General features: G+C 63.3%; 24 protein-coding genes. 9 read left to right on the top strand and 15 right to left on the bottom strand.

The window, feature by feature from the left end; all coding sequences use genetic code 11:
- Positions 1-24: 24 nt before the first annotated feature.
- The 7 genes from ACTXGA_RS11500 to ACTXGA_RS11470 are packed head-to-tail and all read right to left on the bottom strand — an operon-like array spanning position 25 to position 5,439.
- Positions 25-903 carry a lysophospholipid acyltransferase family protein gene (locus ACTXGA_RS11500; RefSeq protein ID WP_443393744.1) on the bottom strand — a complete coding sequence of 293 codons (879 nt, stop codon included), beginning with the start codon at positions 901-903 and terminating at the stop codon, positions 25-27.
- Positions 904-949: 46 nt separating this feature from the next.
- On the bottom strand, positions 950-1,228 hold the full coding sequence (locus ACTXGA_RS11495) for an HPr family phosphocarrier protein (protein ID WP_443393742.1): 279 nt from the start codon (positions 1,226-1,228) through the stop codon (positions 950-952).
- A gap of 33 nt (positions 1,229-1,261) precedes the next feature.
- Positions 1,262-1,660 carry a PTS sugar transporter subunit IIA gene (locus tag ACTXGA_RS11490; protein WP_443393740.1) on the bottom strand — a complete coding sequence of 133 codons (399 nt, stop codon included), beginning with the start codon at positions 1,658-1,660 and terminating at the stop codon, positions 1,262-1,264.
- On the bottom strand, positions 1,657-2,586 hold the full coding sequence (gene rapZ / locus ACTXGA_RS11485; RefSeq protein ID WP_443393738.1) for an RNase adapter RapZ: 930 nt from the start codon (positions 2,584-2,586) through the stop codon (positions 1,657-1,659). The genes ACTXGA_RS11490 and rapZ overlap by 4 nt, the downstream gene beginning before the upstream one ends.
- Positions 2,587-2,588: 2 nt before the next feature.
- The gene (locus ACTXGA_RS11480) at positions 2,589-3,005 is read right to left on the bottom strand and encodes an HPr kinase/phosphorylase (protein WP_443393736.1); all 417 of its coding nucleotides are present in this window, start codon (positions 3,003-3,005) and stop codon (positions 2,589-2,591) included.
- A gap of 10 nt (positions 3,006-3,015) precedes the next feature.
- Positions 3,016-4,734, bottom strand: coding sequence for a sensor histidine kinase (locus ACTXGA_RS11475; protein WP_443393734.1), 1,719 nt, complete (start codon positions 4,732-4,734; stop codon positions 3,016-3,018).
- Between the two features lie 3 nt (positions 4,735-4,737).
- Positions 4,738-5,439, bottom strand: a complete 702-nt coding sequence (locus ACTXGA_RS11470) for a response regulator transcription factor (RefSeq protein WP_443393732.1) — start codon at positions 5,437-5,439, stop codon at positions 4,738-4,740.
- A gap of 337 nt (positions 5,440-5,776) precedes the next feature.
- Here ACTXGA_RS11470 and ACTXGA_RS11465 point away from each other — a divergent pair, with 337 nt between their 5' ends.
- Positions 5,777-7,375, top strand: a complete 1,599-nt coding sequence (locus tag ACTXGA_RS11465; RefSeq protein ID WP_443393731.1) for a phosphoenolpyruvate carboxykinase — start codon at positions 5,777-5,779, stop codon at positions 7,373-7,375.
- A gap of 143 nt (positions 7,376-7,518) precedes the next feature.
- On the top strand, positions 7,519-8,064 hold the full coding sequence (locus ACTXGA_RS11460) for a DUF3859 domain-containing protein (RefSeq protein ID WP_443393729.1): 546 nt from the start codon (positions 7,519-7,521) through the stop codon (positions 8,062-8,064).
- 36 nt (positions 8,065-8,100) lie between these two features.
- Here ACTXGA_RS11460 and ACTXGA_RS11455 read toward each other — a convergent pair whose 3' ends face one another.
- Complete coding sequence (locus ACTXGA_RS11455; RefSeq protein ID WP_443393727.1) at positions 8,101-8,976, bottom strand: 3-hydroxybutyryl-CoA dehydrogenase; 876 nt, start codon at positions 8,974-8,976, stop codon at positions 8,101-8,103.
- A gap of 164 nt (positions 8,977-9,140) precedes the next feature.
- On the opposite strand from ACTXGA_RS11455, the gene ACTXGA_RS11450 reads away from it, so the two are divergent.
- On the top strand, positions 9,141-9,974 hold the full coding sequence (locus ACTXGA_RS11450) for a DUF6473 family protein (protein ID WP_443393725.1): 834 nt from the start codon (positions 9,141-9,143) through the stop codon (positions 9,972-9,974).
- Positions 9,975-10,065: 91 nt separating this feature from the next.
- Here the strand turns inward: ACTXGA_RS11450 and ACTXGA_RS11445 are convergent, their stop codons facing one another.
- From ACTXGA_RS11445 to ACTXGA_RS11415, 7 genes are all read right to left on the bottom strand, one after another.
- Positions 10,066-10,992 carry an electron transfer flavoprotein subunit alpha/FixB family protein gene (locus ACTXGA_RS11445; protein ID WP_443393723.1) on the bottom strand — a complete coding sequence of 309 codons (927 nt, stop codon included), beginning with the start codon at positions 10,990-10,992 and terminating at the stop codon, positions 10,066-10,068.
- Positions 10,992-11,750: an electron transfer flavoprotein subunit beta/FixA family protein gene (locus tag ACTXGA_RS11440; protein WP_443393721.1), complete on the bottom strand. Its 759-nt coding sequence runs from the start codon at positions 11,748-11,750 to the stop codon at positions 10,992-10,994. The genes ACTXGA_RS11445 and ACTXGA_RS11440 overlap by 1 nt, the downstream gene beginning before the upstream one ends.
- Before the next feature lie 323 nt (positions 11,751-12,073).
- Entirely contained in the window at positions 12,074-13,192 is a 1,119-nt protein-coding gene (locus tag ACTXGA_RS11435; RefSeq protein WP_443393719.1) for a M48 family metallopeptidase, read from the bottom strand.
- Positions 13,192-14,406, bottom strand: coding sequence for a YjgN family protein (locus tag ACTXGA_RS11430; protein ID WP_443393718.1), 1,215 nt, complete (start codon positions 14,404-14,406; stop codon positions 13,192-13,194). The genes ACTXGA_RS11435 and ACTXGA_RS11430 overlap by 1 nt, the downstream gene beginning before the upstream one ends.
- A gap of 134 nt (positions 14,407-14,540) precedes the next feature.
- On the bottom strand, positions 14,541-15,668 hold the full coding sequence (locus tag ACTXGA_RS11425) for a M48 family metallopeptidase (RefSeq protein WP_443393716.1): 1,128 nt from the start codon (positions 15,666-15,668) through the stop codon (positions 14,541-14,543).
- Complete coding sequence (locus ACTXGA_RS11420; RefSeq protein WP_443393714.1) at positions 15,665-16,912, bottom strand: DUF898 family protein; 1,248 nt, start codon at positions 16,910-16,912, stop codon at positions 15,665-15,667. The genes ACTXGA_RS11425 and ACTXGA_RS11420 overlap by 4 nt, the downstream gene beginning before the upstream one ends.
- Positions 16,913-17,092: 180 nt before the next feature.
- Entirely contained in the window at positions 17,093-19,522 is a 2,430-nt protein-coding gene (locus tag ACTXGA_RS11415) for a DNA topoisomerase IV subunit A (RefSeq protein WP_443393712.1), read from the bottom strand.
- A 180-nt stretch (positions 19,523-19,702) separates the two neighbouring features.
- Between ACTXGA_RS11415 and ACTXGA_RS11410 the strand changes: the two genes are divergently transcribed.
- The 6 genes from ACTXGA_RS11410 to ACTXGA_RS11385 form a co-directional block, all read left to right on the top strand.
- A complete protein-coding gene (locus tag ACTXGA_RS11410) occupies positions 19,703-20,458 on the top strand; it encodes an SH3 domain-containing protein (protein WP_443393711.1) in 756 nt (251 codons plus the stop codon).
- 44 nt (positions 20,459-20,502) lie between these two features.
- Entirely contained in the window at positions 20,503-21,333 is an 831-nt protein-coding gene (locus ACTXGA_RS11405; RefSeq protein WP_443393709.1) for an SDR family NAD(P)-dependent oxidoreductase, read from the top strand.
- 63 nt (positions 21,334-21,396) lie between these two features.
- Positions 21,397-21,597 (top strand): twin transmembrane helix small protein, encoded by a 201-nt coding sequence (locus ACTXGA_RS11400; protein ID WP_443393707.1) that lies wholly within the window; start codon positions 21,397-21,399, stop codon positions 21,595-21,597.
- Between the two features lies 1 nt (position 21,598).
- Positions 21,599-22,174 (top strand): cob(I)yrinic acid a,c-diamide adenosyltransferase, encoded by a 576-nt coding sequence (locus ACTXGA_RS11395; protein ID WP_443393705.1) that lies wholly within the window; start codon positions 21,599-21,601, stop codon positions 22,172-22,174.
- A 457-nt stretch (positions 22,175-22,631) separates the two neighbouring features.
- Entirely contained in the window at positions 22,632-23,192 is a 561-nt protein-coding gene (locus ACTXGA_RS11390; RefSeq protein WP_443393704.1) for a hypothetical protein, read from the top strand.
- Between the two features lie 131 nt (positions 23,193-23,323).
- Positions 23,324-23,450, top strand: a 127-nt coding sequence (locus ACTXGA_RS11385) for a GTP-binding protein (RefSeq protein ID WP_255253612.1), incomplete at its 3' end; no start/stop codon positions are given.

Genomic DNA, 23,450 nt, shown 5'->3' with positions numbered 1-23,450 from the left:
GTCGCGTCCGAATGGGGCGCGAAATCAGTATTCGCGCAGGCCCAGAGTCACCTCGCGCAGCCATGCCACGAACTCTCGCTGACCGCCCTTGAAGGCCTTGACCTCTTCGGGGCTGATCGGCTCTCCGACCACCGGTTTCTGCGGACGGCGGCAGGCATGCACGACCTCGTGGATCAGCAGGCCCTGACGGACCGTGGCCGAGACCTGATTGGCGATCTGATAGGCCCGGCTGTTCTGGCCGGGAAAGAAGATCGGCACCACGGTCGCGCCCGAGCGCTGAATCATCTTGGCGGTGAAGGGGTTCCAGCCCGCCTCCTGCGCCTCTCCCCACCATGTCTCGGACGAGGCCACGACGCCCGACGGGAACAGAACGATCACGCCGCCGGCCTTGAGGTGGTCCATCGCGCGGGCGCGCATTTCAAGGCTTTGTTCGCGGGCGTCCTCTTCGTGCGGGAAGGGGACGGGGATCAGGAAGGGTTCGACCTCCTTGACGCCGGTCAGCAGAGAGCGGGTCAGGATCCGGTAATCGGTGCGCACCCGGCCGATCAGTTCGGCCAGAACCATCCCGTCCACCAGCCCGTGCGGATGATTGGCGACGATGATCACCGGCCCCTTGGCGGGAATGCGGGCGATCTGTTCCGGCGGGGTCTGAATGTCGATGCCCATGATGCCGAGGGCCTGGCTCCAGAAGGCCTGCCCCTCGACCGGGCCCATGCGTTCGAACCGGCGCACCATGCGCAGCAACGGAATCTTTCCGGTCAGCCATTCCAGCGTGCGGATGGCCGTCGACTTCCACGGGTTCGTGAAGGTATTGGCATAGCTCACCTGACGCTTGTCGTAGGGCGCCGGGGTTTTCGACGCGCTCTGCCGCTTTACAGAGGTGGCTTGGGTGCTTTCGACCATGCGCCTGCCGTCAATCCGTCTTGCTGGGTGGCCCGGTCACCCGGGCCTAACAGTCTTCGCCGAACCGGTCAGCGACAAGCGCCTCAACCGCATCGGCCAGTGCCTCGGCGTCCGGGCCGGAGGTTTGGACTTCAATAGTGGTTCCTTTGGCGGCTGCCAACATCAAAAGCCCCATGATGCTGTCGCCCCCGGCGGACATCCCGTCGCGGCTGACCTCTGCCGTTGCGTCAAATCCTTCGACCACTTCCACCAGCTTGGCGGACGCGCGGGCGTGCAGGCCCTTTTCGTTGATGATCTTCAGCGCGCGGCGGACAGAGGTCGTCATGGATACAGGTCTTTCTTTCAGCAGATCGCCCGGTCACGGGGAGTCAGGCTTTATGTTCTGGCTGTCAATATATTTCCGCCCGGCCTCCAGCGCGTTGCGCACGGCCTCTGGCACCGAAAGATGACGGCTCTTGGTCAGTTTGATCAGCATCGGAAGGTTTGCACCGTAGAGAATGCGGCGGTTGTCGGGGCGGCAGGCCCTGAGTGAGAGGTTGGAGGGAGAGCCGCCGAACATGTCGGTGACGATCACCACGCCGCCGCCGGTGTCCACCGCGTCGGCGGCCTGCGAAATCTCTACCTGCTTGGCGTCGCGGTCCGCGTCGGCCTCGATCGAGATGGCCAGCATGGCGGGCTGTTCCCCCACGACGTGTTCGACCGCGGACAGGTATTCGCGGGCAAGTCCGCCATGGGCGACGATGACAATCCCGATCACCCGGCTACCTTTCCAACCTTGCTGAGTTCCCGTTCGCGCGCGAACACGGCGCCACTGCGCTCAAGCTCGCGGTGCCTAATTGACACCCGCCAGCCCTCACGCGCAAGGGCCGCAGCAAGGTTTTCCGTGACGGCAACCGAGCGGTGTTTGCCCCCGGTGCACCCAAAACCGATGGCAAAATGCGCCTTTCCCTCTTCGACGCAGGCGGGAAGCATCATCAGGATGAGCCCCGAAACACGGTCAACGAAGTCCTCATAGCGGGGGTCCCGACTGACAAATTCCGCCACTTCCGGGTCCAGCCCGGTGCAGGGGCGCAGGTCCGGGTTCCAGTGCGGATTGCGCAGGAAGCGGCAGTCAAAGACAAGGTCCAGCCCCTGCGGCAGGCCGCGTTTGTAGGAAAAGCTCTGGACCGAGATGGCCATGCCCTGACCGGTGACCTCACCGAACCAGCTTTCCATTTCGGCGCGCAGGTCGTGGACCGTCAGTTCCGAGGTATCGAGCAGGATGTCGGCACGGGCGCGCACGTCCGTCAGCAGCGCCTTTTCGCGGGCGACCCCGTCGACCGGCGATTCATCGCGGGCCAGCGGATGGCGGCGGCGGGTTTCGGAAAAGCGGCGCACCAGCACCTCATCCGAGCAGTCCAGATACAGCAGGTCCACCGGTTTTTCGTGCTGGTTCTGCAGGATGTCGCAGAGTTGCAGCAGACCTTCGGCGCTGAAATCGCGGTTGCGCACGTCAATGCCAAGCGCCAGCGGGCGCTGATCGGGCAGGTCGCCCTCTACCAGACGGGGGATCAGGTTCAGCGGGATGTTGTCGATTGCCTCGAATCCCAGATCCTCCAGCACGTTGATCGCGCTGGACCGTCCCGCGCCCGCGGGGCCGGTGACAAAGATGATGCGGGCCGTTTGCGGCGCTGTCTGGGTCATCCTCACTCTCGCCTTCCGGCCTTTAGATATTGCACGAGATGAGCGGGAAAATAGGGTGACGCGGAATTGTGAAGCAATGGCAGATCGACACCCATCAGCCGCGTCTTCCGGATTGGCGGCAGGCGGTGCTTTTCGGTCACATCCATGTCCAGAACGGCGGCCAGTGGAATCTCCGATACGGGGTCCGCGTTCAAGAGGCCGATCTGCCGCGCCTCGATCATGCCGGAGAGGGCGGGCGGGCAGGTCAGGCGCAGGTCGTCCCCCCGGCGGGTGAGAATGGTGCGGTCATCGGCGATCAGGCGGGCACCCCGGCACATCAGTTCCAGCGCGAGGCCGGATTTGCCACGGCCAGAGGCGCCGAGGATCAAGAGGCCCCGCCCCGCCACGGCAACGGATGTGGCGTGCAGGATCTGTTGCATGGCCGCGGGATCAGACCGGAAGGCCGACCACGAAGCGCGCGCCCAGCGGTTCCGAGGTCACGTCGGCCTCTGTCGGGCGGATGTTTTCGGCCCAGATGACGCCGCCATGCGCCTCGACGATCTGTTTGGAGATCGCAAGGCCAAGGCCCGAGTTGTTGCCGAAATCCTGCTGCGGACGCGAGGTGTAGAAGCGTTTGAAGATCTTCTGCAGCGATTCCTCGGGGATGCCGGGGCCGGTATCCTCGACCACGACCAGCACGCGGTTGTCGCGGCGCCGGGCCCAGACGCGGATCGCATCGCCATCCTCGCAAAAGGAGATGGCGTTGGTGATCAGGTTGACGAAGACCTGCGCCAGTCGCGGTTCCAGCCCGGTCAGTTCGACCGGGTTCTTGGGCAGGTCGGTGATGAATTCGATGCCCTTCTTGCGGGCGTCATGGCCAAGGAAATCGGTGATGTTGTTCAACATCTCCAGCAGGTCGAATTCCTGCTCCTCTTCCTTGACCAGTTCACTGTCCAGCCTTGAGGCGTTGGAGATATCGCTGACCAGACGGTCGAGGCGGCGCACGTCGTGTTCGATCACATCGAGCAGCTTGGTGCGGTGATCCTCTTTCTTGACCATGCGCAGGCTGCCCACGGCAGAGCGCAAGGAGGCCAGCGGGTTCTTGATCTCATGTGCGACATCGGCGGCGAACTGTTCGTTGGCGTCGATCCGGTCATAAAGCGCGCCGACCATGCCGCGCAGCGCGCCGGAAAGGCGGCCGATTTCGTCGGGGCGGGCGGTCAGGTCGGGGATGCGGATGCGGCCGGTTGTGCGCGCCTTGCGGTTGCGGTCACGGCCGATTTCGGCGGCATCGGCCAGATCCGAGATCGGGTTGGCGATGGTCGAGGCCAGAACGAGGCTGAGCCCGATGGAGACCAGCGTGGCGATGACGAACATCTGCAGCACGCGTTCGCGTTCGGCGGAAACGGCGGCGTCGATCTCTCTTGCGGGGGAGACCAGCGCGATGGTGCCGACGATCTGCGCGCCCTGCCGGATCGGCGTGAGCGCAAAGAACAGCGTATCGCCTTCGCCGCCACCAGCCTCGACCCGGGTGGTGGACGGATCGCCGGATTCGATGGCGCGGCGCAGCCGGTCCTCCAGCACGAGGTCCGGTTCGTCGGAGAAATAGGAAAAAACGCCCGCAACCCCGTCCCAGACGGTGTTGAGGAAGTCCGAGATCAGGGTCGGCTTGTCCTCTGCGGCGGGGGGGATGATCGCGGGGACCTTGCCCTCTGCCTCACCGACCAGAAAGCTGGCGCCGTCGAAGACTAGCAGTTGCACGCCCGCGCGCAGGTCCAGCCCGTCCAGCGTGGCCTGCAGGTCGATCCCGTCGCCGGTGCCAAGGTTGACCGGCGCACCGCGCGGCAGTTGCACCTCGAACACGTCGGCGACCAGCTCCACCTCGGCCTGCAGGGCGTTGACCCGCTGCACGGCCATGGTGTCGCGCGACGAGTTCAGCCACAGCACCCCCGCGACCAGCACGTTCAGCGCGATCAGGTTGAACGTGATGATCTTGCGCGTCAGCGGCGAGCGGTTGAGCGTGAACATGCCGCGCCGCTCTCGCGAGTCGCGGAGTTCCTTTTCGACGGTGCTGTCCGGCGCAACCCAGTCGTCGCCAAGGACGACATCGGCATCGCGCCGGTCCGTGTCCCGCCCGTCGGTCATGGGGATCTGTTCGGCCAGGGCCATCCCTTACTCTTCGTTGTAGCGGTAGCCGATTCCATAGAGCGTCTCGATGGCCGAAAACTGCTCATCCACCGTACGCATCTTCTTGCGCAGGCGCTTGATGTGGCTGTCGATGGTGCGATCGTCGACATAGACCTGATCGTCATAGGCCACGTCCATCAGCTGATCGCGCGATTTGACGAAGCCGGGACGCTGGGCCAGCGCCTGCAGCAGCAGGAATTCGGTCACGGTCAGCGACACATCCAGACCCTTCCACGTCACCGCGTGGCGCAGCGGGTCCATGGTCAGCGATCCGCGGGTCATCAGCTTGGTGTCTTCGGTATCGCCGACGATTTCACCGGCGACGGCCTCTTGCCGACGCAGCAGCGCGCGGATGCGTTCCACCAGAAGACGCTGCGAAAACGGCTTTTTCACATAGTCGTCGGCGCCCATGCGCAGGCCGAGAACCTCATCGATCTCATCGTCCTTGGACGTCAGGAAGATCACCGGCATCTTGGATTTCTGGCGGACGCGCTGTAGCAGGTCCATACCGTCCATGCGCGGCATCTTGATGTCGAAGACGGCCATGTCGGGCATCTTCTTGTTGAAGGCGTCAAGCGCGGCCTGACCGTCATTATAGGTCTCGACCTCGAAACCCTCTGCCTCAAGCGTCATGGACACCGACGTCAGGATATTCCTGTCATCGTCCACAAGGGCGATTTTAGACATGATGCTGTCCTTGTTACTGCTCTGGTTGCCTGTTTTTTTTCGCAGTATCAGCGAAATTCCGCTTTACAGCAACGTCAAACTGCGAATCAGGCCACCCTCGGGCCCTCAGGGGACGCGAATTTGGCAAAGGAATGGCTAAAAAGCCTCACCTTGTTCCCTAGGATTGTGCGGGTCCGGGCGGGTGTCTGCCATGGTATCGCTAAATGTGAAGTTGGTAGCGCAAACTGCGCGATTGCGTCCTGTTCATGCCAAAAAGCGGCGTGTTACAACTTAGACCTCCGGTGCAAAGAGGCGCCGGCATTACCTAAGAACAGCGCAAGCCACAGGAGCTATGCAGATGACATTTGGACGGGTAAACCCGCAGTTCACGCTTGAAGATCAGGGGATCGAAGGGCTGGGCAATGTCTATTATAACCTCATGGAGCCCGCGCTGATTGAAGCCGCGCTCAAACGTGGTGAAGGGACGCTTGGCAAAGGCGGTTCCTTCCTCGTCACCACAGGAAAATACACGGGCCGTTCGCCCAAGGACAAATTCATCGTGCGCACCCCGTCGGTCGAGGATTCGATCTGGTGGGAAAACAATGCCCCGATGGAGCCCGACGCCTTTGACCGTCTGCATGCCGACATGCTGGAGCACATGAAAGGCGGCGATTATTACGTGCAGGATCTGGTCGGCGGCGCCGACCCGGCCAATGCCATCGACGTGCGCGTGATTTCGGAACTGGCCTGGCACAACCTGTTCATCCGCCACATGCTGCGCCGTCCGGACCGCGAGGATCTGGACAGCTTTGTCGCGGATTTCACCATCATCAACTGCCCGACCTTCAAGGCGGACCCGGAAAAGCACGGCTGCCGCACGGAAACGGTGATCGCGCTGAACTTTGACAAGAAGATCATCCTGATCGGCAACACCGAATATGCCGGTGAGAACAAGAAGTCCGTCTTCACGCTGCTGAACTACATCCTGCCCGGCAAGGGCATCATGGCGATGCACTGTTCGGCCAACCACGCGCCGAACAACCCGGTCGATACGGCGATCTTCTTTGGCCTGTCCGGCACCGGCAAGACCACCCTGTCGGCGGATCCGGATCGCGTGCTGATCGGCGATGACGAGCACGGCTGGTCGCCGCGCGGCACCTTCAACTTCGAAGGTGGCTGTTATGCCAAGACCATCAACCTGTCGCCCGAGGCCGAGCCGGAAATCTACGCCACGACCGAGATGTTCGGCACCGTGATCGAGAACATGGTCTTTGACTCCGAGACCTTTGACCTCGATTTCGAGGATGACAGCCTGACGGCGAACATGCGCTGCGCCTATCCGCTGCACTATATTTCGAACGCGTCCAAGACGGCGCTGGGTGGCCACCCCAAGAACATCATCATGCTGACCTGCGACGCCTTTGGCGTGCTGCCGCCGATTGCGCGGCTGACCCCGGCGCAGGCGATGTATCACTTCCTGTCGGGCTTCACCTCCAAGGTTGCGGGGACCGAACGGGGCGTGACAGAGCCGGAGCCGACCTTCAGCACCTGTTTCGGCGCGCCTTTCATGCCGCGCCGTCCGGAGGCCTATGGCAACCTCTTGCGCGACAAGATCGCCAAGCACGGCGCGACCTGCTGGTTGGTGAACACCGGCTGGACCGGTGGCGCCTATGGCACCGGCAGCCGGATGCCGATCAAGGCGACCCGCGCGCTGCTGCACGCCGCGCTGGAGGGCAAGCTGGCCAGCGCCGAGTTCCGCAAGGACCCGAATTTCGGCTTCGAGGTGCCGGTGTCGGTCGAAGGTGTGCCGGAACTGCTGCTGGATCCGCGCAAGACATGGGACGACAAGGCGGCCTATGACGTTCAGGCGCAGAAGCTGGTGCATATGTTCGCCGACAACTTCGAACAATATGTTCCCTACATCGACGAGGACGTAAAAGCCGTCGCGATAGGCTGATCCCCGCACAGACATCGGCGAAAGCCCTCCCGTTTCGGGGGGGCTTTTTGCGTTTCGGGAAATCAAAGGTAGGCAAAACCCGCCTCTGCGGGCACATTTCACTCATGTTAGACTGGGAATCCAGCCTGAGGAGAGTTGTTGACATGTTTGCGAAACCGGTGCCCCCCCTGATCGCAGTCCTGGCCCTTGGGTCTGCCGCCTTTGCCGATGGGGGCGCTTTTGTCGAGCCGCCGCTGCAACTGGATTCGCATGGCGTCATCTGCGAGGTCGAGATGCAGGGCAGCCGCCCGGCCCCGGAGACGCTGTCGGGCTTGCTGAACCTGATCGATCAGGATCGCCCGATTGACGTGGAGACCTTGCAAGTGCCCGCCGAGATGGGGCTGAGCTTTGGCATTCGGGCCACCCTGACGCCCGGCGCCACGATGCCGGAGGTGACCGTGGTGGTCACCCATCCGCCGATGGGGGTAGAGGGGGTGACGGTCGAACGCTGGTCGGCGGCGATGAATTTCGGAGAGCCCTCGCTGAACCTGTTCACCTTCGAGCGGGACTATGAACTGGTCGAGGGCGCCTGGATGTTCCAGCTGGAGGCGGAGGGCCAGATCCTGCTGCAACAGCCCTTTCAGGTGACGGCCCCGGGGACGGTGCCCGCGGTGCAGCAGGCCTGTTTCGCCGCCGAGGTCATGTCCTGAGCGATTGACCGGCCCTGTCCCTGTCCGGGGCTTGGGTCACCGGGTGGGGACGGGCACCTCTCCGCGGTAATCGTAGAACCCGCGGTTTGTCTTGCGGCCCAGCCAGCCGGCCTCGACATATTTGGTCAGCAGCGGGCAGGGGCGGTATTTGGTGTCGGCCAGACCGTCGTGCAGCACGTTCATGATTGCCAAGCAGGTGTCCAGCCCGATGAAATCGGCCAGTTCCAGCGGCCCCATCGGGTGGTTCGCGCCCAGTTTCAGCGCCATGTCGATCGACTGCACGTTTCCGACGCCTTCGTACAACGTATAGCAGGCCTCGTTGATCATCGGGATCAGGATGCGGTTGACGATGAAGGCGGGGAAATCCTCGGCGCTGGCGGCGGTCTTGTCGAGGCGATTGACCACCGCAAGACAGCTTTCATAGGTTTCCTTGTCCGTGGCGATGCCGCGGATCAGTTCGACCAGCTTCATCAGCGGCACCGGGTTCATGAAGTGGAACCCCATGAATTTCTCCGGCCGGTCGGTGCGTGAGGCCAGTCGAGTAATCGAGATCGACGAGGTGTTCGAGGTCAGGATCGTCTGCGGCGCCAGTTCCGGGACAAGGGCGGCAAAGATCTTGTTCTTGATGTCCTCGTTTTCCGTTGCCGCCTCGATCACCAGATCGGTCTGTGCGACCTCTGGCAGGGCCAGCGTGGTGCGGATGCGCTGCAGCGCGGCATCGCGGTCTTCGGCGGCGATCTTTTCGCGGCTGACCTGCCGGTCAAGGTTCTGGGTGATGGTTGCGACCGCCGCGTCAAGCGCATCCTGACTGATGTCGTTCAGGCAGACGTCATAGCCCGCCAATGCCATGACATGGGCGATCCCGTTGCCCATCTGACCCGCGCCAATGACGCCGACCGACTTGATCTCCATACCGCACCCCTTTGTTTGCGCGCACACAATGGCCCGCCTGACCGCCCGCTGCAAGACCGGGCGAGGGGCCGCAGACCCGAAGCATTCGACTCACATTGCTGCATTAGCGAAATGACAAGACCTTTGCCCGATTCTGCCCAACGGGTGAAGAAAAGGTGGGTATTATGTCCGTACATGGTGGGGGCCGTGGGGCCCTTGAATATTATCCCTGTCGTTATGGCGGGTCCCGAGTGCTGTTCCGCGGTCCGCGTCGGCAGTTGGATGGTCGTTACATTGCATTCCTCGGTGGAACCGAAACCTATGGCCGGTTCATTGAGATTCCATTTCCGACACTGATCGAACAACGGATCAGCGTGTCCTGCGTGAATTTCGGCGTCGCGAATGCGGGGGTGGATCTGTATCTGAACGATCCGTCGGTGCTGGACATGATTTCGGCGTCCGATGCCAAGGTCGTGCAGGTCATGGGGGCGCAGAACCAGTCGAACCGCTACTATTCAGTGCATCCGCGTCGCAATGACAGGTTCCTGCGCGCCTCTGACCGGCTGCAGGCGCTGTATCCGGAGGTCGATTTCACGGAGTTCCATTTCGTCCGCCACATGCTGGGGCGCCTGTCCGACGTTTCGAAGGAACGGTTTCAGGAGGTCGTGGACGAATTGCGCATGGCCTGGACCGCGCGGATGAAACACCTGCTGACGCAGATCCGGGGCAAGGTGATCCTGCTGTGGTTCGCCGATCATTCGGTACCGACAGAAATGCCCGCAACGCTGGAGGGAGACCCGCTGTTCGTGAACCGCGACATGGTCGAAACCCTGCGTCCGCGCGTCAGCAAGGTGGTCGAGGTCGCAGCCTCGGACGCGGCTCTGACCGACGGCACCAGGGGGATGGTCTTTTCCGATTTCGAGGCCTGCGCAGCGGCGGAGTTGCTGGGGCCGCAGGCCCACCGGGAGGCGGCAGAGATGCTCGAAACCGCGCTGCGGGACATCGTGGAGATGCCCTGATCCGAAGCGGGGCTCTGGAATGTGAAAAGGCCCGCCGTTGCAGGCGGGCCTTTCCGGATGCGTAGGCTGGGTGCCGGGCACCCATCGCACCTTACAGTTTTTCGGTCAGTTCCGGCACGGCCTGGAACAGGTCCGCGACGAGGCCGTAATCGGCCACCTGGAAGATCGGGGCCTCTTCGTCCTTGTTGATCGCGACGATGACCTTGCTGTCCTTCATGCCGGCGAGGTGCTGGATCGCACCCGAGATTCCGACCGCGACGTAGAGGTCCGGTGCCACGACCTTGCCGGTCTGGCCCACCTGCCAGTCGTTCGGGGCAAAGCCCGAGTCGACGGCGGCGCGCGAGGCACCGACAGCGGCGTTCAGCTTGTCCGCCAGCTTTTCGATGATGGCAAAGTCTTCCTGGCTGCCGACGCCACGGCCACCGGAGACGACGACACCGGCCGAGGTCAGCTCGGGACGGTCGCTTTCGGCCACCTTGTCCTCGACCCATTCGGACAGGCCCGGGTTGTCCCCGGCTGCGATGTCCTCGACGGCGGCGGCGCCACCGGTCGGTGCGGCGTCAAAGGTGGAGGTGCGGAACGTGATGACCTTTTTCGCGTCTTTCGACTTTACCGTCTGGATCGCGTTGCCGGCGTAGATCGGACGCTCGAACGTGTCGGCGTCAACCACGGCGGTCACATCGGTCAGCACCATCACGTCCAAGAGCGCGGCCACGCGCGGCAGGATGTTCTTGGCGTCGGTGGTGGCGGGGGCGACGATGTGGGAATAGTCCCCGGCCAGCGAGGCGATCAGCGCCGAGACCGGCTCTGCCAGGCGGTGACCGTAGAGGTCATCCTCGGCGACCAGCACCTTGGACACGCCTTCGATGGTCGCGGCCTCGGCGGCGGCGGCCTTGGCGGAGGCACCGGCGGCCAGAACGGTCACGTCGCCCAATGCCTTGGCGGCGGAGACGGTCTTGGCGGTGGCGTCCATCGACAGCGCGCCATCGGTAATTTCGGCAATCAGCAGAACAGCCATCACACGATCCCCTTTTCTTTCAGCTTGGCGACCAACTCGTCGACCGAACCGACGATCTCACCGGCCGCGCGGGCGGCGGGTTCGGTGGTCGAGACGATTTCGAGACGCGGGCTGACGTCGACGCCGTAATCCTCGGGCGTCTTTTCATCCATCGGCTTTTTCTTGGCCTTCATGATGTTCGGCAGCGAGGCATAGCGCGGCTCGTTCAGGCGCAGGTCTGTCGAGATGATGGTCGGCATCTTGACCTTGACGGTCTGCAGGCCGCCGTCGACCTCACGGGTGACGACCGCATGATCGCCGTCGACATCAACCTTGTTGGCGTACATGGCCTGAGACCAGCCCAGAAGGGCGGACAGCATCTGGCCGGTGGCGCCCAGGTCGTTGTCGATGGCCTGCTTGCCGCAGAGGACGAGGCCCGGCTCTTCTTCCTTGACGATGGCGGCAAGGATCTTGGCCACGGCCAGCGGTTCGATATCGGTGTGCACGTCATCGGCGGCGGTCACGAGGATGGCGCGGTCGGCACCCATGGCCAGCGCGGTGCGCAGGGTTTCCTGGCTCTGCTTGACGCCGATCGACACGGCGACGATTTCGGTCGCCTTGCCGGCTTCCTTCAGGCGGATCGCCTCTTCTACGGCAATCTCGTCGAAGGGGTTCATCGACATCTTGACGTTCGCCAGATCGACACCGCTGCCATCCGCCTTTACGCGGACCTTCACGTTGTAGTCGATCACGCGCTTGACGGGTACCAGGACCTTCATATGCGTGTCTCTCCTCAGGTCAAAACGAACGCGAGGGCGGGCCCCCGCGCAACTTCCTTGCCCGGTGGTGTAGCCTGCGGGGACAGACGGAAACAGCGAAAAATCGTCGCGTTAGCGTCCGTCAGCGTCGCCATGACGGGACGTTTTGGGGTCTGGGGCGGAATTCGGTGCCTATACGTGCTGCAACCCTTCGTAAAGGAAACCTGCCGTGGCCGGAATCGCCTCTGGCTTTGCCCATCAGGTAGATGTCGAAACAGCGGTCGCGCAGGCGCGGGGGCCCGGTGATCACGCGATGGGCATCCTAGATAATGTGCTGCGGCAGGTCAGTCGCAGATCGACTTCAGCGCCTGCCATTCTGCATCCGTCAGAATTTGCGTGGTGCCGGTCTGGGCTTGCGCAAAGTCGCGCGCCTGTTCGGCACGCTCGGCGGTGACGGGGTGGGTGGCAAGATAAGCGGGCAGTTCGACTGCACCCATGTCGTCCAGCCCGTCGAAGAAATGGCCAAAGCCGTCGGCGCTGACATCGGCATCACCCAGCATGTTCAGTGCAAAGAGGTCCGCGCCCGCCTCTGCCTCACGCGTGTAGGAGGCGGAAATCATGTGTTCGCCCACAAAGGCCAGCGCCGCGCCGCCGGTGAAATCGCCAAGGATCATGGTCAAAAGCCCGGCCGAGCCTGCCGCCCGCAAGGCGTGGCGGGTGGCGTCGCGGTTTTCCACATGGGCGATTTCATGCGCCAGAACGCCCGCGACCTCATCCGGGCCTTCGGCCTCGTCCAGCAGGCCGCGCAGGATGACGACCTGCCCGCCGGGCGCGGCAAAGGCGTTGACCATGCCGTGGTCAAAGACCTGCAGCGCGATCTGATATTCCATGTCCTGCGGACCGGTCAGCCGGGCCAGCATCTTTTTCAGCGCGGCCTCTCCGGCGGGGTCGTCACAGCGCAGGGTGCCCACGCCCGAGCCTCCCAGAAACCGCTCCATCTGGGCGGTGATGGTCTTGCCAAAGGCGACCTCTCGTTCGACCGGGATGATCCGGGCCAGCGAGTTGGCCATGGCGGGCAGGATCACGAAGAGCATCAGCCCCGCAGCAACCGCTGCGCCACCCGCATAGGTGAACAGCTTGCGCCATGTGCCGGGGTGCAGATCGGTCTTGAACAGGCCGGGGCGGGTGCGGTGCATCCAGTCGATCAGTTCCGGGTCAAGAATGACCAGCCGCGCCGGATCGCGCGGAGCCTCGTCCTCTGTCTCGGCCAGACGGGTCAGGGTCAGCCGCGTGCCGTCCGAGGTATCCGCAAGCGCGCGCAGATCCATCAGCTTCCAGACCAGCGGTGCCTCAAGGGTATCGCCGGTGATGGTCAGCGACATCCGGCCATCGGAAAGGGCGACATGAACATCATGTCGCCCTGCCGTGAGGCCATCGAAGAAATACGCCTCTGTGCGCTGCATCAGATCGCGCCACCCACGTCCAGCGCATCGGCAAAGCCTTCGGCATCGACGCCGGTTTCGGCCTCACGCTGGGCGATGCGGTTCAACGCGCCTGCATTGGTGATGCCGATGTTGGTGATGTAATGCGCGAGGATCGGCTGGGTGATGAACACGAGGCTCAGCGCCTGGATCAGGACCAGTGCAATGATATAGCCGATACCCATGACGATCCCGAAAGCGAGCATCGCGCCCTGTGTCGGGCCCATTGTCTGGATGAAGACGCCGGCAATCGCGCCGACGATCCCGAAGGCCACGGAGGCCAGCAGACCCACCAGCAAACCGCCAAGGATGTAGGTCTTGATGACAAAGCCGGTGCGCTGCGTGGCGGCAAAGCGGATCTCACCGTTCAGGACCTTGTTGCGGGTCAGGTAGGCAAAGGATTGCACACCGTAGTGGATGGAGCCGAAGATGAGCCAGAAATAGGCGACGACCAGAGCGATGCCGCCGATGACGATCAGCGCTTGGCTGCCCGAGGCACCCGCGGCCATCAGGCCGCCGCCCACGATCAGCAGGCCGATGCCGATCAGGATGTGCTTCATCGCGGGAAAGAGTTCGGTCCACTTGCCCTGCTGTTCAAAACGGGCCGTGCCATAATAGCTGCGGTCGGCCATGTATTTTTCCAGCTTGAAGGTCTGCAGCGGGGTCAGGATGCCCAGTGTCAGGATCGCCAGCAGGCCATAGCCCAGAGCGCGCAGCACGTAGCCCCAGGCGCCCTTTTCCATGCCAAAGCGGATGCCCCGCCAGCGGGTGCGCGCCATCTTGTAGCGCCGCGCGCGATATATCGCGAACAGCAGGAAGGGCAGCACCGCGAAGAAGGTGATGTAGATCGCCAAGATCTGCATCATCGCCTCATGCGGCGAAACCTCTTCTGGGTTCACCATGATGTTGATGCCCGCGTAGAACAGCGCCATCTGGATGATGCCGACATAGATCGCCAGAAAAACGATGGCGACGAGGAAGCCCAGAAACTTTTCCACGCCGGTGCCGGTGTATTCAAAGGTGTCGCCGCCAGCATTGACCGAGGACCAGATGTATTTGCGGATGCGGGTCTTCTGCCAGAACCGGTAAATGCCCAGCGTCAGTATGGTCAGGATGCCGGTTTTCAGCGACAGACCGAAAAGCGGTCCCTTGTCGCCTGTGTAGGTGATTTCCATAATATCTTGGTCGGTATTCATTTTACCTGTCTCTCTCGTGATGCAATGCGCGCGTGAGGGTCGCGTGTCCTGTGATGCCCCTAGGATGCGTATGCAGCATGGCCCCGTAAAGTCTGGAATGCCTGCCCCAGCGTTAGGTGCGGCGCGTTGCGGATTTAGTACAGCGAGTCGCCTTCGCAGATGTTCTTGAGCGCGGTCCAGTCGGATCCTTCCAGAAGCGGTTGCGGCTGAAAGCCGGACGGGACGGCAAGGCGGGCCTGATCGATCCGGTCTCCCAGTTCGGGATGTGACCGGAAATGCGCAAGGAACCCCCGGGCCTTTTCGTCGCCGCTGTCGCGGAACCGTTCGAACATCACCGCCAGCGCGCCGGGCGACAGACCCGCGCGGAGCATCATGTCATGGGCAAAGACATCGGCCTCTGCCTCTGCCTCGCGGGTGTATTGCGCCTCGATCAGCTGTTCGGTCAGGAACAGCACGATGGCCCCGCCCGCGAAATCGCCGAAGATCAGCCCCAGCACCCCGATCGACCCGGCCGAGCGCATGGCGTGGCGGGTGGGATCCCGGCTGACGACGTGGCCGATTTCATGGGCAAAGATCGCGGCGATTTCATCCGGGTGTTCGGCCTTGTCGATGAGACCGCGGAAAAAGACGATATGACCGCCCGGCAGGGCGAAGGCGTTGACCAGACCGTGGTTCAGCACATGCACGGTCAGGTCCGGGGCCGGGTCCATATGGGCGGTCAGGCGGCTCTGGATCTCGCGCAGCGCGGCCTCTCCTTTTGGTTCGGTGCAGAAGGAAACCGGGCCTAGGCCGGTGTCGTCCAGCGCCTCTCGCACCTGCAGGAGCGTCACCTCTCCGAGCGCCTTCTCGCCTTCGGGGGGGACGTATTCGGCCAGTTGGTCCGCCATTGTCGGCACCAGAATGAACAGGATCAGCGCGACCGAGGCAAGCGCCGCCAGAGCCCATGCGGCCAGACGACGGCGGCGGACAAAGGGCGCGCTGCGGGTGCGGTTCGGCAGACGGGGGCGAATGCTGACGTCCGTCAGGATCAGCCGCGCAACCGGGTTATCCTTGATGCGCAGGACGATCAGGTCGCCGCCGGCGGTGTCCTCCAACTCTCGGATGTCATCCAGCAGCCAGTCGAGACCGTCGCCGGTCAGAGTGCGCCGGGTTTCGTCGATCCGCAGCGCGACGTGCCGGGCGGTTGCCGTGTGGCCGTCCAGAAAGGTGCCTTCGGTTTCGAAGGCGGGCGGTTTCGATCCCACGTGCAGAAGCGTGCTCATAGCGAGGCCCCCACATCCAGCGCCTCGGCAAAGCCTTCGGCCTCCATGTGTTCATCGCGGGGACGCTGGCGGATGCCGGGCAGCGCGTCCGCCCCATCAACCCGCAGACCGCGTGCGTAGAGGCGGGTCAGGGGCATCTTGACCCAGGCCTGCGTCAGAGCGGACCAGATCAGGAAGATGGAAAAGTAGCACATGATCGAGAGAGCGATCAGCACCCAGCGGTTCGCGTCCCCCAACATGCCCGGCAGTTCGGCCCCGATCTCGGCCAGCGAGTCGAGCGATTGCAACTGCGCAAAGGCCAGCGCCATGACGCCGGTCGGGATGGCAGAGACGAGCAGGGCAAAGAGATAGCCGGAGGTCACGATCCAGAACACGCGCAGGGGGGTCACCGACAGGGTCAGGCGCATGTCGCCAAGGCGCTTTTCATTGGTCAGGCGCTTCAGCGTCTCGACCCGGTAGTAGACCATGCCGAAGAGGAACAGCAGACCGGCCAGCGCATAGCCCAGCACGGCCAGCGGCTCTTGTCCCGCGCCCAGCAGGACGGTGGCCGCAACCCCGATGCCAAGCGCGATCAGGTGCCATTTGAGCGCCCAGAACAGCATGGTCCATGTGCCGCCCTGTTCCATTTTACGGTCGCCGAACCACGTCCGGTCCGTGCGGTATTTTTCCAGCCAGAAGGTCATGCGCGGCCAGAGCAGGCCAAGGGTGATCAGCGTCAGGAAACTGTGCCCGACCGCGCGAAAGGCAAAGCCCCATGCGCCGGGTTCAAGACCAAACCGCAGGCCCATCCAGCGCGTCCGGGCCAGCACGTAGCGCCGCGCCCGGTAGCGGGCGTAGGCCCAGATCGGAAAGATACCCACAATGCTGAGTGCATAGGCGGTGACGTTGCCGCCAAAGACCGCAAAGCTGACGAACATCAAAAGCAGGTTCACGATCCCGATGTAGAAGGCGAGGATCACAACCGCGATCAGGAAGCCCAGCAGTTTCTCATAGGGGTCGCCCACGTATTCCATCGGGTGCCCGCCGGGGCGGACGGCGGACCAGTACCAGCGCCGGATGCGGGTTTTCTGCCAGAAGCGATACAGGCCCAGCGTCAGCACGGTCAGGATGCCGGTGCCAAGCGTCAGCAGGAAGATGCGCCAGCGGGTGCCGGAAAACAGCGTCGACAGCCGCGACCCGCGCATGTCCAGCGCGGCGCTTTCCGCCGCGGCCAGATGTGCCGGAGGGTGCTGACTGTCGTCCAACGCGCTGCCTTGTCGCTGTGTCTGTGGCAGGCAGAGTGGCGTTTTGCGGCTGTGCGCGCAACTCCGGCGTCTTTGTACGAAGACGGAGGCGCGGTTGGAAACCGCGCCCCCGTAATCTTTGGACCCCTTCAGGGTGCCGCCAACCCACTGTTGCAAATGCGCTTTTTGCGCGCGCCCCTGTCAGTTGAACTTGTTGTCCCTCGGGAAGCCGCGCGGGGCCATGCGGCCGGTGCCCGCGCGCTTGCCGATCCATTCTTCCAGTTCGGCGGCCTCCACCGTGCGGGTGCGGCCCGCCGGATCCTGCCAAGACAGCCCCGCCTCCAAGAGGAAGGTGCGGGCATCGGACAGGCCGCCGTCCTTGTATTTTTGCAGGCGCACGCCCTTGCCGCGTCCCATCTCGGGGAGGTCTTCCAGAGGGAAGACCAGCAGCTTGCGGTTCTCGCCCACCACGGCCACATGGTCTGCGGTCACGGGCTTGCAGACCAGCGCCCGGGACGGGGCGCGCACGTTCAGGACCTGCTTGCCGGTCCGGGTCTGGGCGATGATCTCGTCCTCGGGCACGAGGAACCCGTCCCCGGCAGAGGAGGCCACCAACAGCTTGCGCCCGGGTTGGTGGATGAAGATGTCGATGATCTCTGCCTCGTTCGGCAGATCCACCATCAGGCGCAGCGGTTCGCCCATGCCGCGTCCGCCCGGAAGGCTGGCCGCCGACACGGTGTAGAAGCGGCCTGTCGAGGCAAAGACCAGAAGTTTGTCGGTGGTCTCGGCGTGGAAGATGAAGCGCGGGCCGTCGCCGTCCTTGAACTTCAACTCGCGGTCCAGCGCGATATGACCGGTCATGGCGCGAATCCAGCCCATCTGTGAACAGACGACGGTGATCGGCTCACGCTCGATCATGGCCTCGATCGGCACGTCCTCGGTCTCTGTCGCCTCGGCAAAGGCGGTCAGGCGTGCGCCCCGGTCCAGCCCCTTGCCGAATTTCTTCTTCACCTCGCGCAGCTCTTCGCCGATGCGGGTCCATTGCATCTCTTCGCTGTCCAACAGGTCCTCAAGGCCCGCGCGTTCCTCCATCAGGGCGTCGCGTTCCTTGACCAGTTCCAGCTCTTCGAGGCGGCGCAAGGACCGCAGGCGCATATTCAGGATCGCCTCGGCCTGCACGTCGGACAGGCCTTCGGACCTGCCGACAAAGCGCGCAGGCACCTTGGCGTCGGTGCCGTCATCGGCCAGCACGCCGCGGGCGATTGCCTCGGGATCCTCACGCAGTTCCAGGGCGCCCACATCCACACCGGCCAGGGGCGAGACGTAATCGCTTTCGTCGGTGGCGCGGGTGATCGTGGCTTGATGGGGACGCGACCAGTCCTCGTACATCAGGGCGGCCTTGGGGTCGTCATCGTAGCGGATGATGTCGATCACCCGGTCAAGGTTCAGGAAGGCGACGATCAGCCCTTCCAGCACCTCCAGCCGGTTGTCGATCTTGGCCATCCGGTGTTTCGACCGGCGGATCAGCACCTCGCGGCGGAAGTCGAGGAAGGCGCGCAGCACCTCCTTGAGCGAGCAGACCTTGGGTGTGACGCCGTCGATCAGCACGTTCATGTTCAGCGAAAAGCGGACTTCTAGGTCCGAATTACGGAAAAGCATGTTCATCAGCACGTCGGGGTCGACGTTCTTGGAGCGCGGTTCGAGGATCATCCGCACGTCTTCGGCGGACTCATCCCGCACGTCAGCCAAGATCGGGACCTTCTTGGTCTGGATCAACTCAGCGATGCGTTCGACCAGCTTGGATTTCTGCACCTGATAAGGAATCTCGGTCACGACGACCTGCCACGTGCCCCGGCCCAGATCCTCGACGTTCCATTTCGCGCGCAGGCGGATGCTGCCGCGCCCGGTGCGATAGGCCTGCGCAATGTTGTCCGCCGGTTCGACGATCACGCCCCCGGTGGGGAAATCGGGCCCCGGCACAAATTGCATCAGCGTGTCATCCACCGCGTTCGGCGATTTGATGAGATGCAGACAGGCGTTGATCAGTTCTACGATGTTGTGCGGCGGAATATTGGTGGCCATGCCCACGGCGATCCCGCTGGACCCATTGGCCAGCAGGTTCGGATATGAGGCGGGCAGGACCGAAGGTTCCTGCAGGCGGCCATCATAGTTGGGGCGGAAATCGACCGAGTTCTCATCCAGCCCTTCGAGCAGGGCCTCGGACATGATGGTCATCCGCGCTTCTGTATAGCGCGACGCGGCCGGGTTATCGCCGTCGATGTTGCCAAAGTTGCCCTGACCGTCGACCAGCGGATAGCGAATGGTGAAGTCCTGCGCGAGACGCGCCATGGCGTCATAAATCGCCGCGTCGCCGTGCGGGTGAAAGTCCCCCATGGTGTCGCCGCTGATTTTTGCAGACTTCAGAAAGCCCCCGGTGGAACTAAGTCGCAGCCTGCGCATTGCATAGAGGATACGGCGGTGAACAGGCTTCAGCCCGTCGCGCGCATCCGGCAGGGCGCGGTGCATGATCGTGCTGAGCGCGTAGGTCAGATAACGTTCGCCAATGGCGCGGCGCAGCGGCTCGGCCATGTTACGTGCGGTGATGTTGGGGTCGTCTGCGTCGTCGTCCATAGATGTTGTGATAGCTGGGCGTCGCGACTGCAGCAAGCGGGCGTGCGGGAAATAATGGGGGAAATTCCCTTAGTGAACGCCACAGAATCGTTTAGAACCAATCGGCGTCGCGGATTGGTGGTCCGCACGGGGGATGAGCGGCACGAAAACGTGTCGCCTGTGAGACGGTAGGGGGTTCCGATGATCCGGGCCAATATCATTATTGTTACGTTTCTTGCGCTTGGATTCGCTTGGTGGGAGCTGTCCGGCGGCACCGAGTTTGTGCCCGGTGAACACGGGGTGCAGATTATGGCTGATTTCAAACCCTACAACGCTCCGGGCCCGGCAGAGGCGCAAACGCCGAAGCTGCGGCTGCAATTCCCGGAGGCGGTGCTGAGCGCCAAGAACACGCCGCGCGTCAGTTCGCTGCAAAGCCGTGACCCTGACGGCGCCAAGGTCATTTCCGTGCGGGCACCGGGGGCTGCGGTACCGGATGCCAATCCGGCGCTGTTCCAGACGATCGATGTAACGGAACCCGGCGCCACGGACCCCGATCCGACCGCGACCCTGAACGATCAGGATCTCGCCGCGCTGCTGGCCGACAAGATCCAGAATGCCCCCGACGGTTCGACCGTGGTGGAAAGCCTTGAGCCCGAACAGCCGCAGGTGCGGATTTCCGGCCTTGGAGGTTCGCTGCCGCTGGGCACGCCGATGAACGGAATCATCACCCCGCCAACCGCGTCCCAGACCTCGGCGGACATGCGCGTGGTGTCGGGCACGCGCGTGAACCTGCGCGGTGGACCGGCAACAAGCTATGACGTCGTCACGCAGCTGCTGAAAGGGGTCGAGGTCGAAGTGCTGGATGACACCGGCGACGGCTGGGTCCGGTTGCGGACCATCGACGGCAACGAGGTAGGCTGGATGTCGGACGACTTCCTTGAGGCGGCGGCCCGCTGAGCCGCTCCCTTCCCATTGCGGCGCCGGTGATCTAAGGCGCGGCCATGACACAGCGATCGATCCTCATTACCGGCTGCTCCTCTGGCATTGGCCATGACGCCGCACTTGGCCTGAAGGCGCGCGGCTGGCGCGTCTTTGCCTCCTGTCGGCAAGAGGCCGATTGTGTGCGGATGCGCGCGGCGGGCTTCGAAAGCCCGCGGCTGGACTACAGTGACCCGGAGACGATCGAGACCGCCCTGGCGGAGGTACTGCAGGCGACCGGCGGCACGCTGGATGCGTTGTTCAACAACGGGGCCTATGCCATGCCCGGCGCGTTGGAGGATCTGCCGACAGAGGCGCTGCGCGAGATTTTCGAGGCGAATGTCTTTGGCTGGCATGACCTGACAAGGGCGGTGATCCCGGTGATGCGGGCGCAGGGCCACGGGCGGATCGTCAATCACGGATCGGTTCTGGGCCTTGTGGTGGCGCCTTGGCGGGCGGCTTACAATGCCACGAAATTCGCGGTCGAAGGCATGACCGACACGCTGCGGATCGAGATGCGCGACACGCCGATCCATGTCGTCACACTGAACACCGGACCGATTTCGACAAAGATCCGGGTGAACTCGATCCCGCATTTCGAACGCTGGATCGACTGGAAGAACAGCGCCCGCGCCGCGCAATACGAATCCAACCTGTTGAAGCGTCTCTACGAAGAGCGCGGGCCGGACATGTTCGAACTGCCGCCTTCGGCAGTGACGGCGAAGCTGATCCGCGCACTCGAAAGCCCGCGCCCGAAGCCGCGGTATTACGTGACGCGGGCAACCTGGCTGATGGGGATCGTGCGGCGGGTGCTGACGACCCGGGGTATGGACTGGCTGACCGCCAAGGGGTGACTCTAAGTCCTGTCGCTTTTCTGAATATGTCCGCTATGTGGTGCGCAAAGCCGGGGAGTTATCATGGCCAAGGACCCATTGTTCGTCGTTGTCGGCATCGCCATGCTGGTGGTGCTGGGTATCCTGCTGTTTGGCATCGGGACGTTTGCCAAGGGCGGGGAGTTCAACAAGAAATACGCCAACCGCGCGATGCGCTGGCGGATCGCGGCGCAGTTCATCGCCGTGGTCCTGATTCTGGCCTTCGTCTGGATCCGGGGAAAGTGACATGGTCGTACTGAGCAAGATCTACACCAAGACCGGCGATGCCGGTGAGACGGCGCTGGGCAATGGCGCGCGCGTCGCCAAGTTTTCCACGCGGGTGACCTCTTATGGCACCGTGGATGAGCTGAATTCGGTTGTCGGGTTGGCACGTTTGCAGGCCGAGGGCGATCTGGACGGTCAGTTGAGCCGCATTCAGAACGACCTGTTCGATCTGGGCGCGGACCTGTGCACCCCGGACATGGAAAAGGACGCCGAGCGGGAATACCCGCCGCTGCGCATGGCTGGATCGCAGGTGACGCGGCTGGAATCGGAGATCGACGCGATGAACGCGCGACTGGAACCGTTGCGCAGCTTCATCCTGCCGGGCGGGTCCGTTTTGTCGGCGCAGCTTCACCACTGCCGCACGGTGGCACGCCGGGCAGAGCGTTTCGTGGTCGAACTGGCGACGATGGAATCGGTGAACCCGGAGGCGGTGAAATACCTCAACCGCCTGTCGGACTGGTTCTTTGTCGCCGCGCGCATCGCCAACGATGACGGCAAGGCAGACGTCTTGTGGGTTCCGGGCGCGAACCGCGCATAGCGCGGCGAGACCTCCAGTGGAGGTCTTGGCGACCGGAAGGGCGGAGCCCCGGCCTGTACGGCGGGTGCGAACCGCGCATAGCGCGGCGAGACCTCCAGTGGAGGTCTTGGCGACCGGAAGGGCGGAGCCCCGGCTTGTACGGCGGGCGCGAACCGCGCATAGCGCGGCGAGACCTCCGGTGGAGTTCTTGGCGACCGGAAGGGCGGAGCCCCGGCCTGCACGGCGGGCGCGAACCGTGCGGTGAGGTAGGTGTGCCGCAGCGGTACCTCCAATCTGACGAAATTGTGAAAGTCCAGTGTTACGATCACGCCTGCCCCGAGCGTGTTGCCGCGCCGTTTCTGTGGCCCGTCGGTCGCTGTCGCCAAGTTCGGGCGGTGGGGGGACTCGACAAAGCCCCGCAGCGCTTGCAGGCAGGGGGACGTCGCGTTATCGGGCGCGCATTCAGGAGGGGATGTCCATGATCCGAATTGCTGCCGCATTGCTGCTGTTTGTCGGGCTTGTTGCCTGCACCGATGCCACACAGGACCTGAGCAAGCCGACCCAGCCCATGGGAGACTTCCGGCTGGTCTCGGCTGTCGTCCGCGCAGAAACACCCGAGCCGCAAAAGCTCCTCGTGTCGCAGGACGCGACCTCCGAAGAATGGATCGAGACTGTGCGCGGGGCCTTTCACGAGCGGTTCAAGAGGTTCGAAGGCGACAGCGAATACTACTTCGGAATCAAGGTTCTGGCCTATTCCCTGCCGCCTCCGGTCGTGCCGGGGAAATCGGCGCTGCAACTGACCTTTTTCGTCTACGACTCGAAGTGCAACAAGATGCACGCGGACGTGCATGACGTCCGGATCATCCAGGTCTTCGAATCGCGCCTTGCGCTGACACGCGAAGAGCGGATGCAGCGACTTGCCGAGACGGCGGCCAAGGACGTCGAGGACTGGCTGCGCGAGATGCAGGCAAACGAGGGTTGGTTCACCGAAGGTTACACACCGAGCAAGGACGCCCCGAGCGTCGAGGACCGCTGCTGATCCTCGTCGACCGCGCTGACCGCGGCCAAGGTCCAACTGATGCTTGATTTTCGGCGCCCGACTCAATAAACGGCGCGCCATGAAACGTCCGGCTGTGGTGCCGGGTCCAACAACCGTGAGGCGTCTAAGAGATGGGTAAGGAAAAGTTTGAACGCGGCAAGCCGCACTGCAACATCGGCACGATCGGTCACGTTGACCACGGCAAGACGACGCTGACGGCGGCGATCACCAAGTACTTCGGTGACTTCAAGGCGTACG

The organism is Antarctobacter jejuensis, assembly GCF_052266595.1.
In the GTDB taxonomy this organism is placed as follows: domain Bacteria; phylum Pseudomonadota; class Alphaproteobacteria; order Rhodobacterales; family Rhodobacteraceae; genus Antarctobacter; species Antarctobacter jejuensis.
This window is presented reverse-complemented; position numbering and strand designations above follow the sequence as displayed.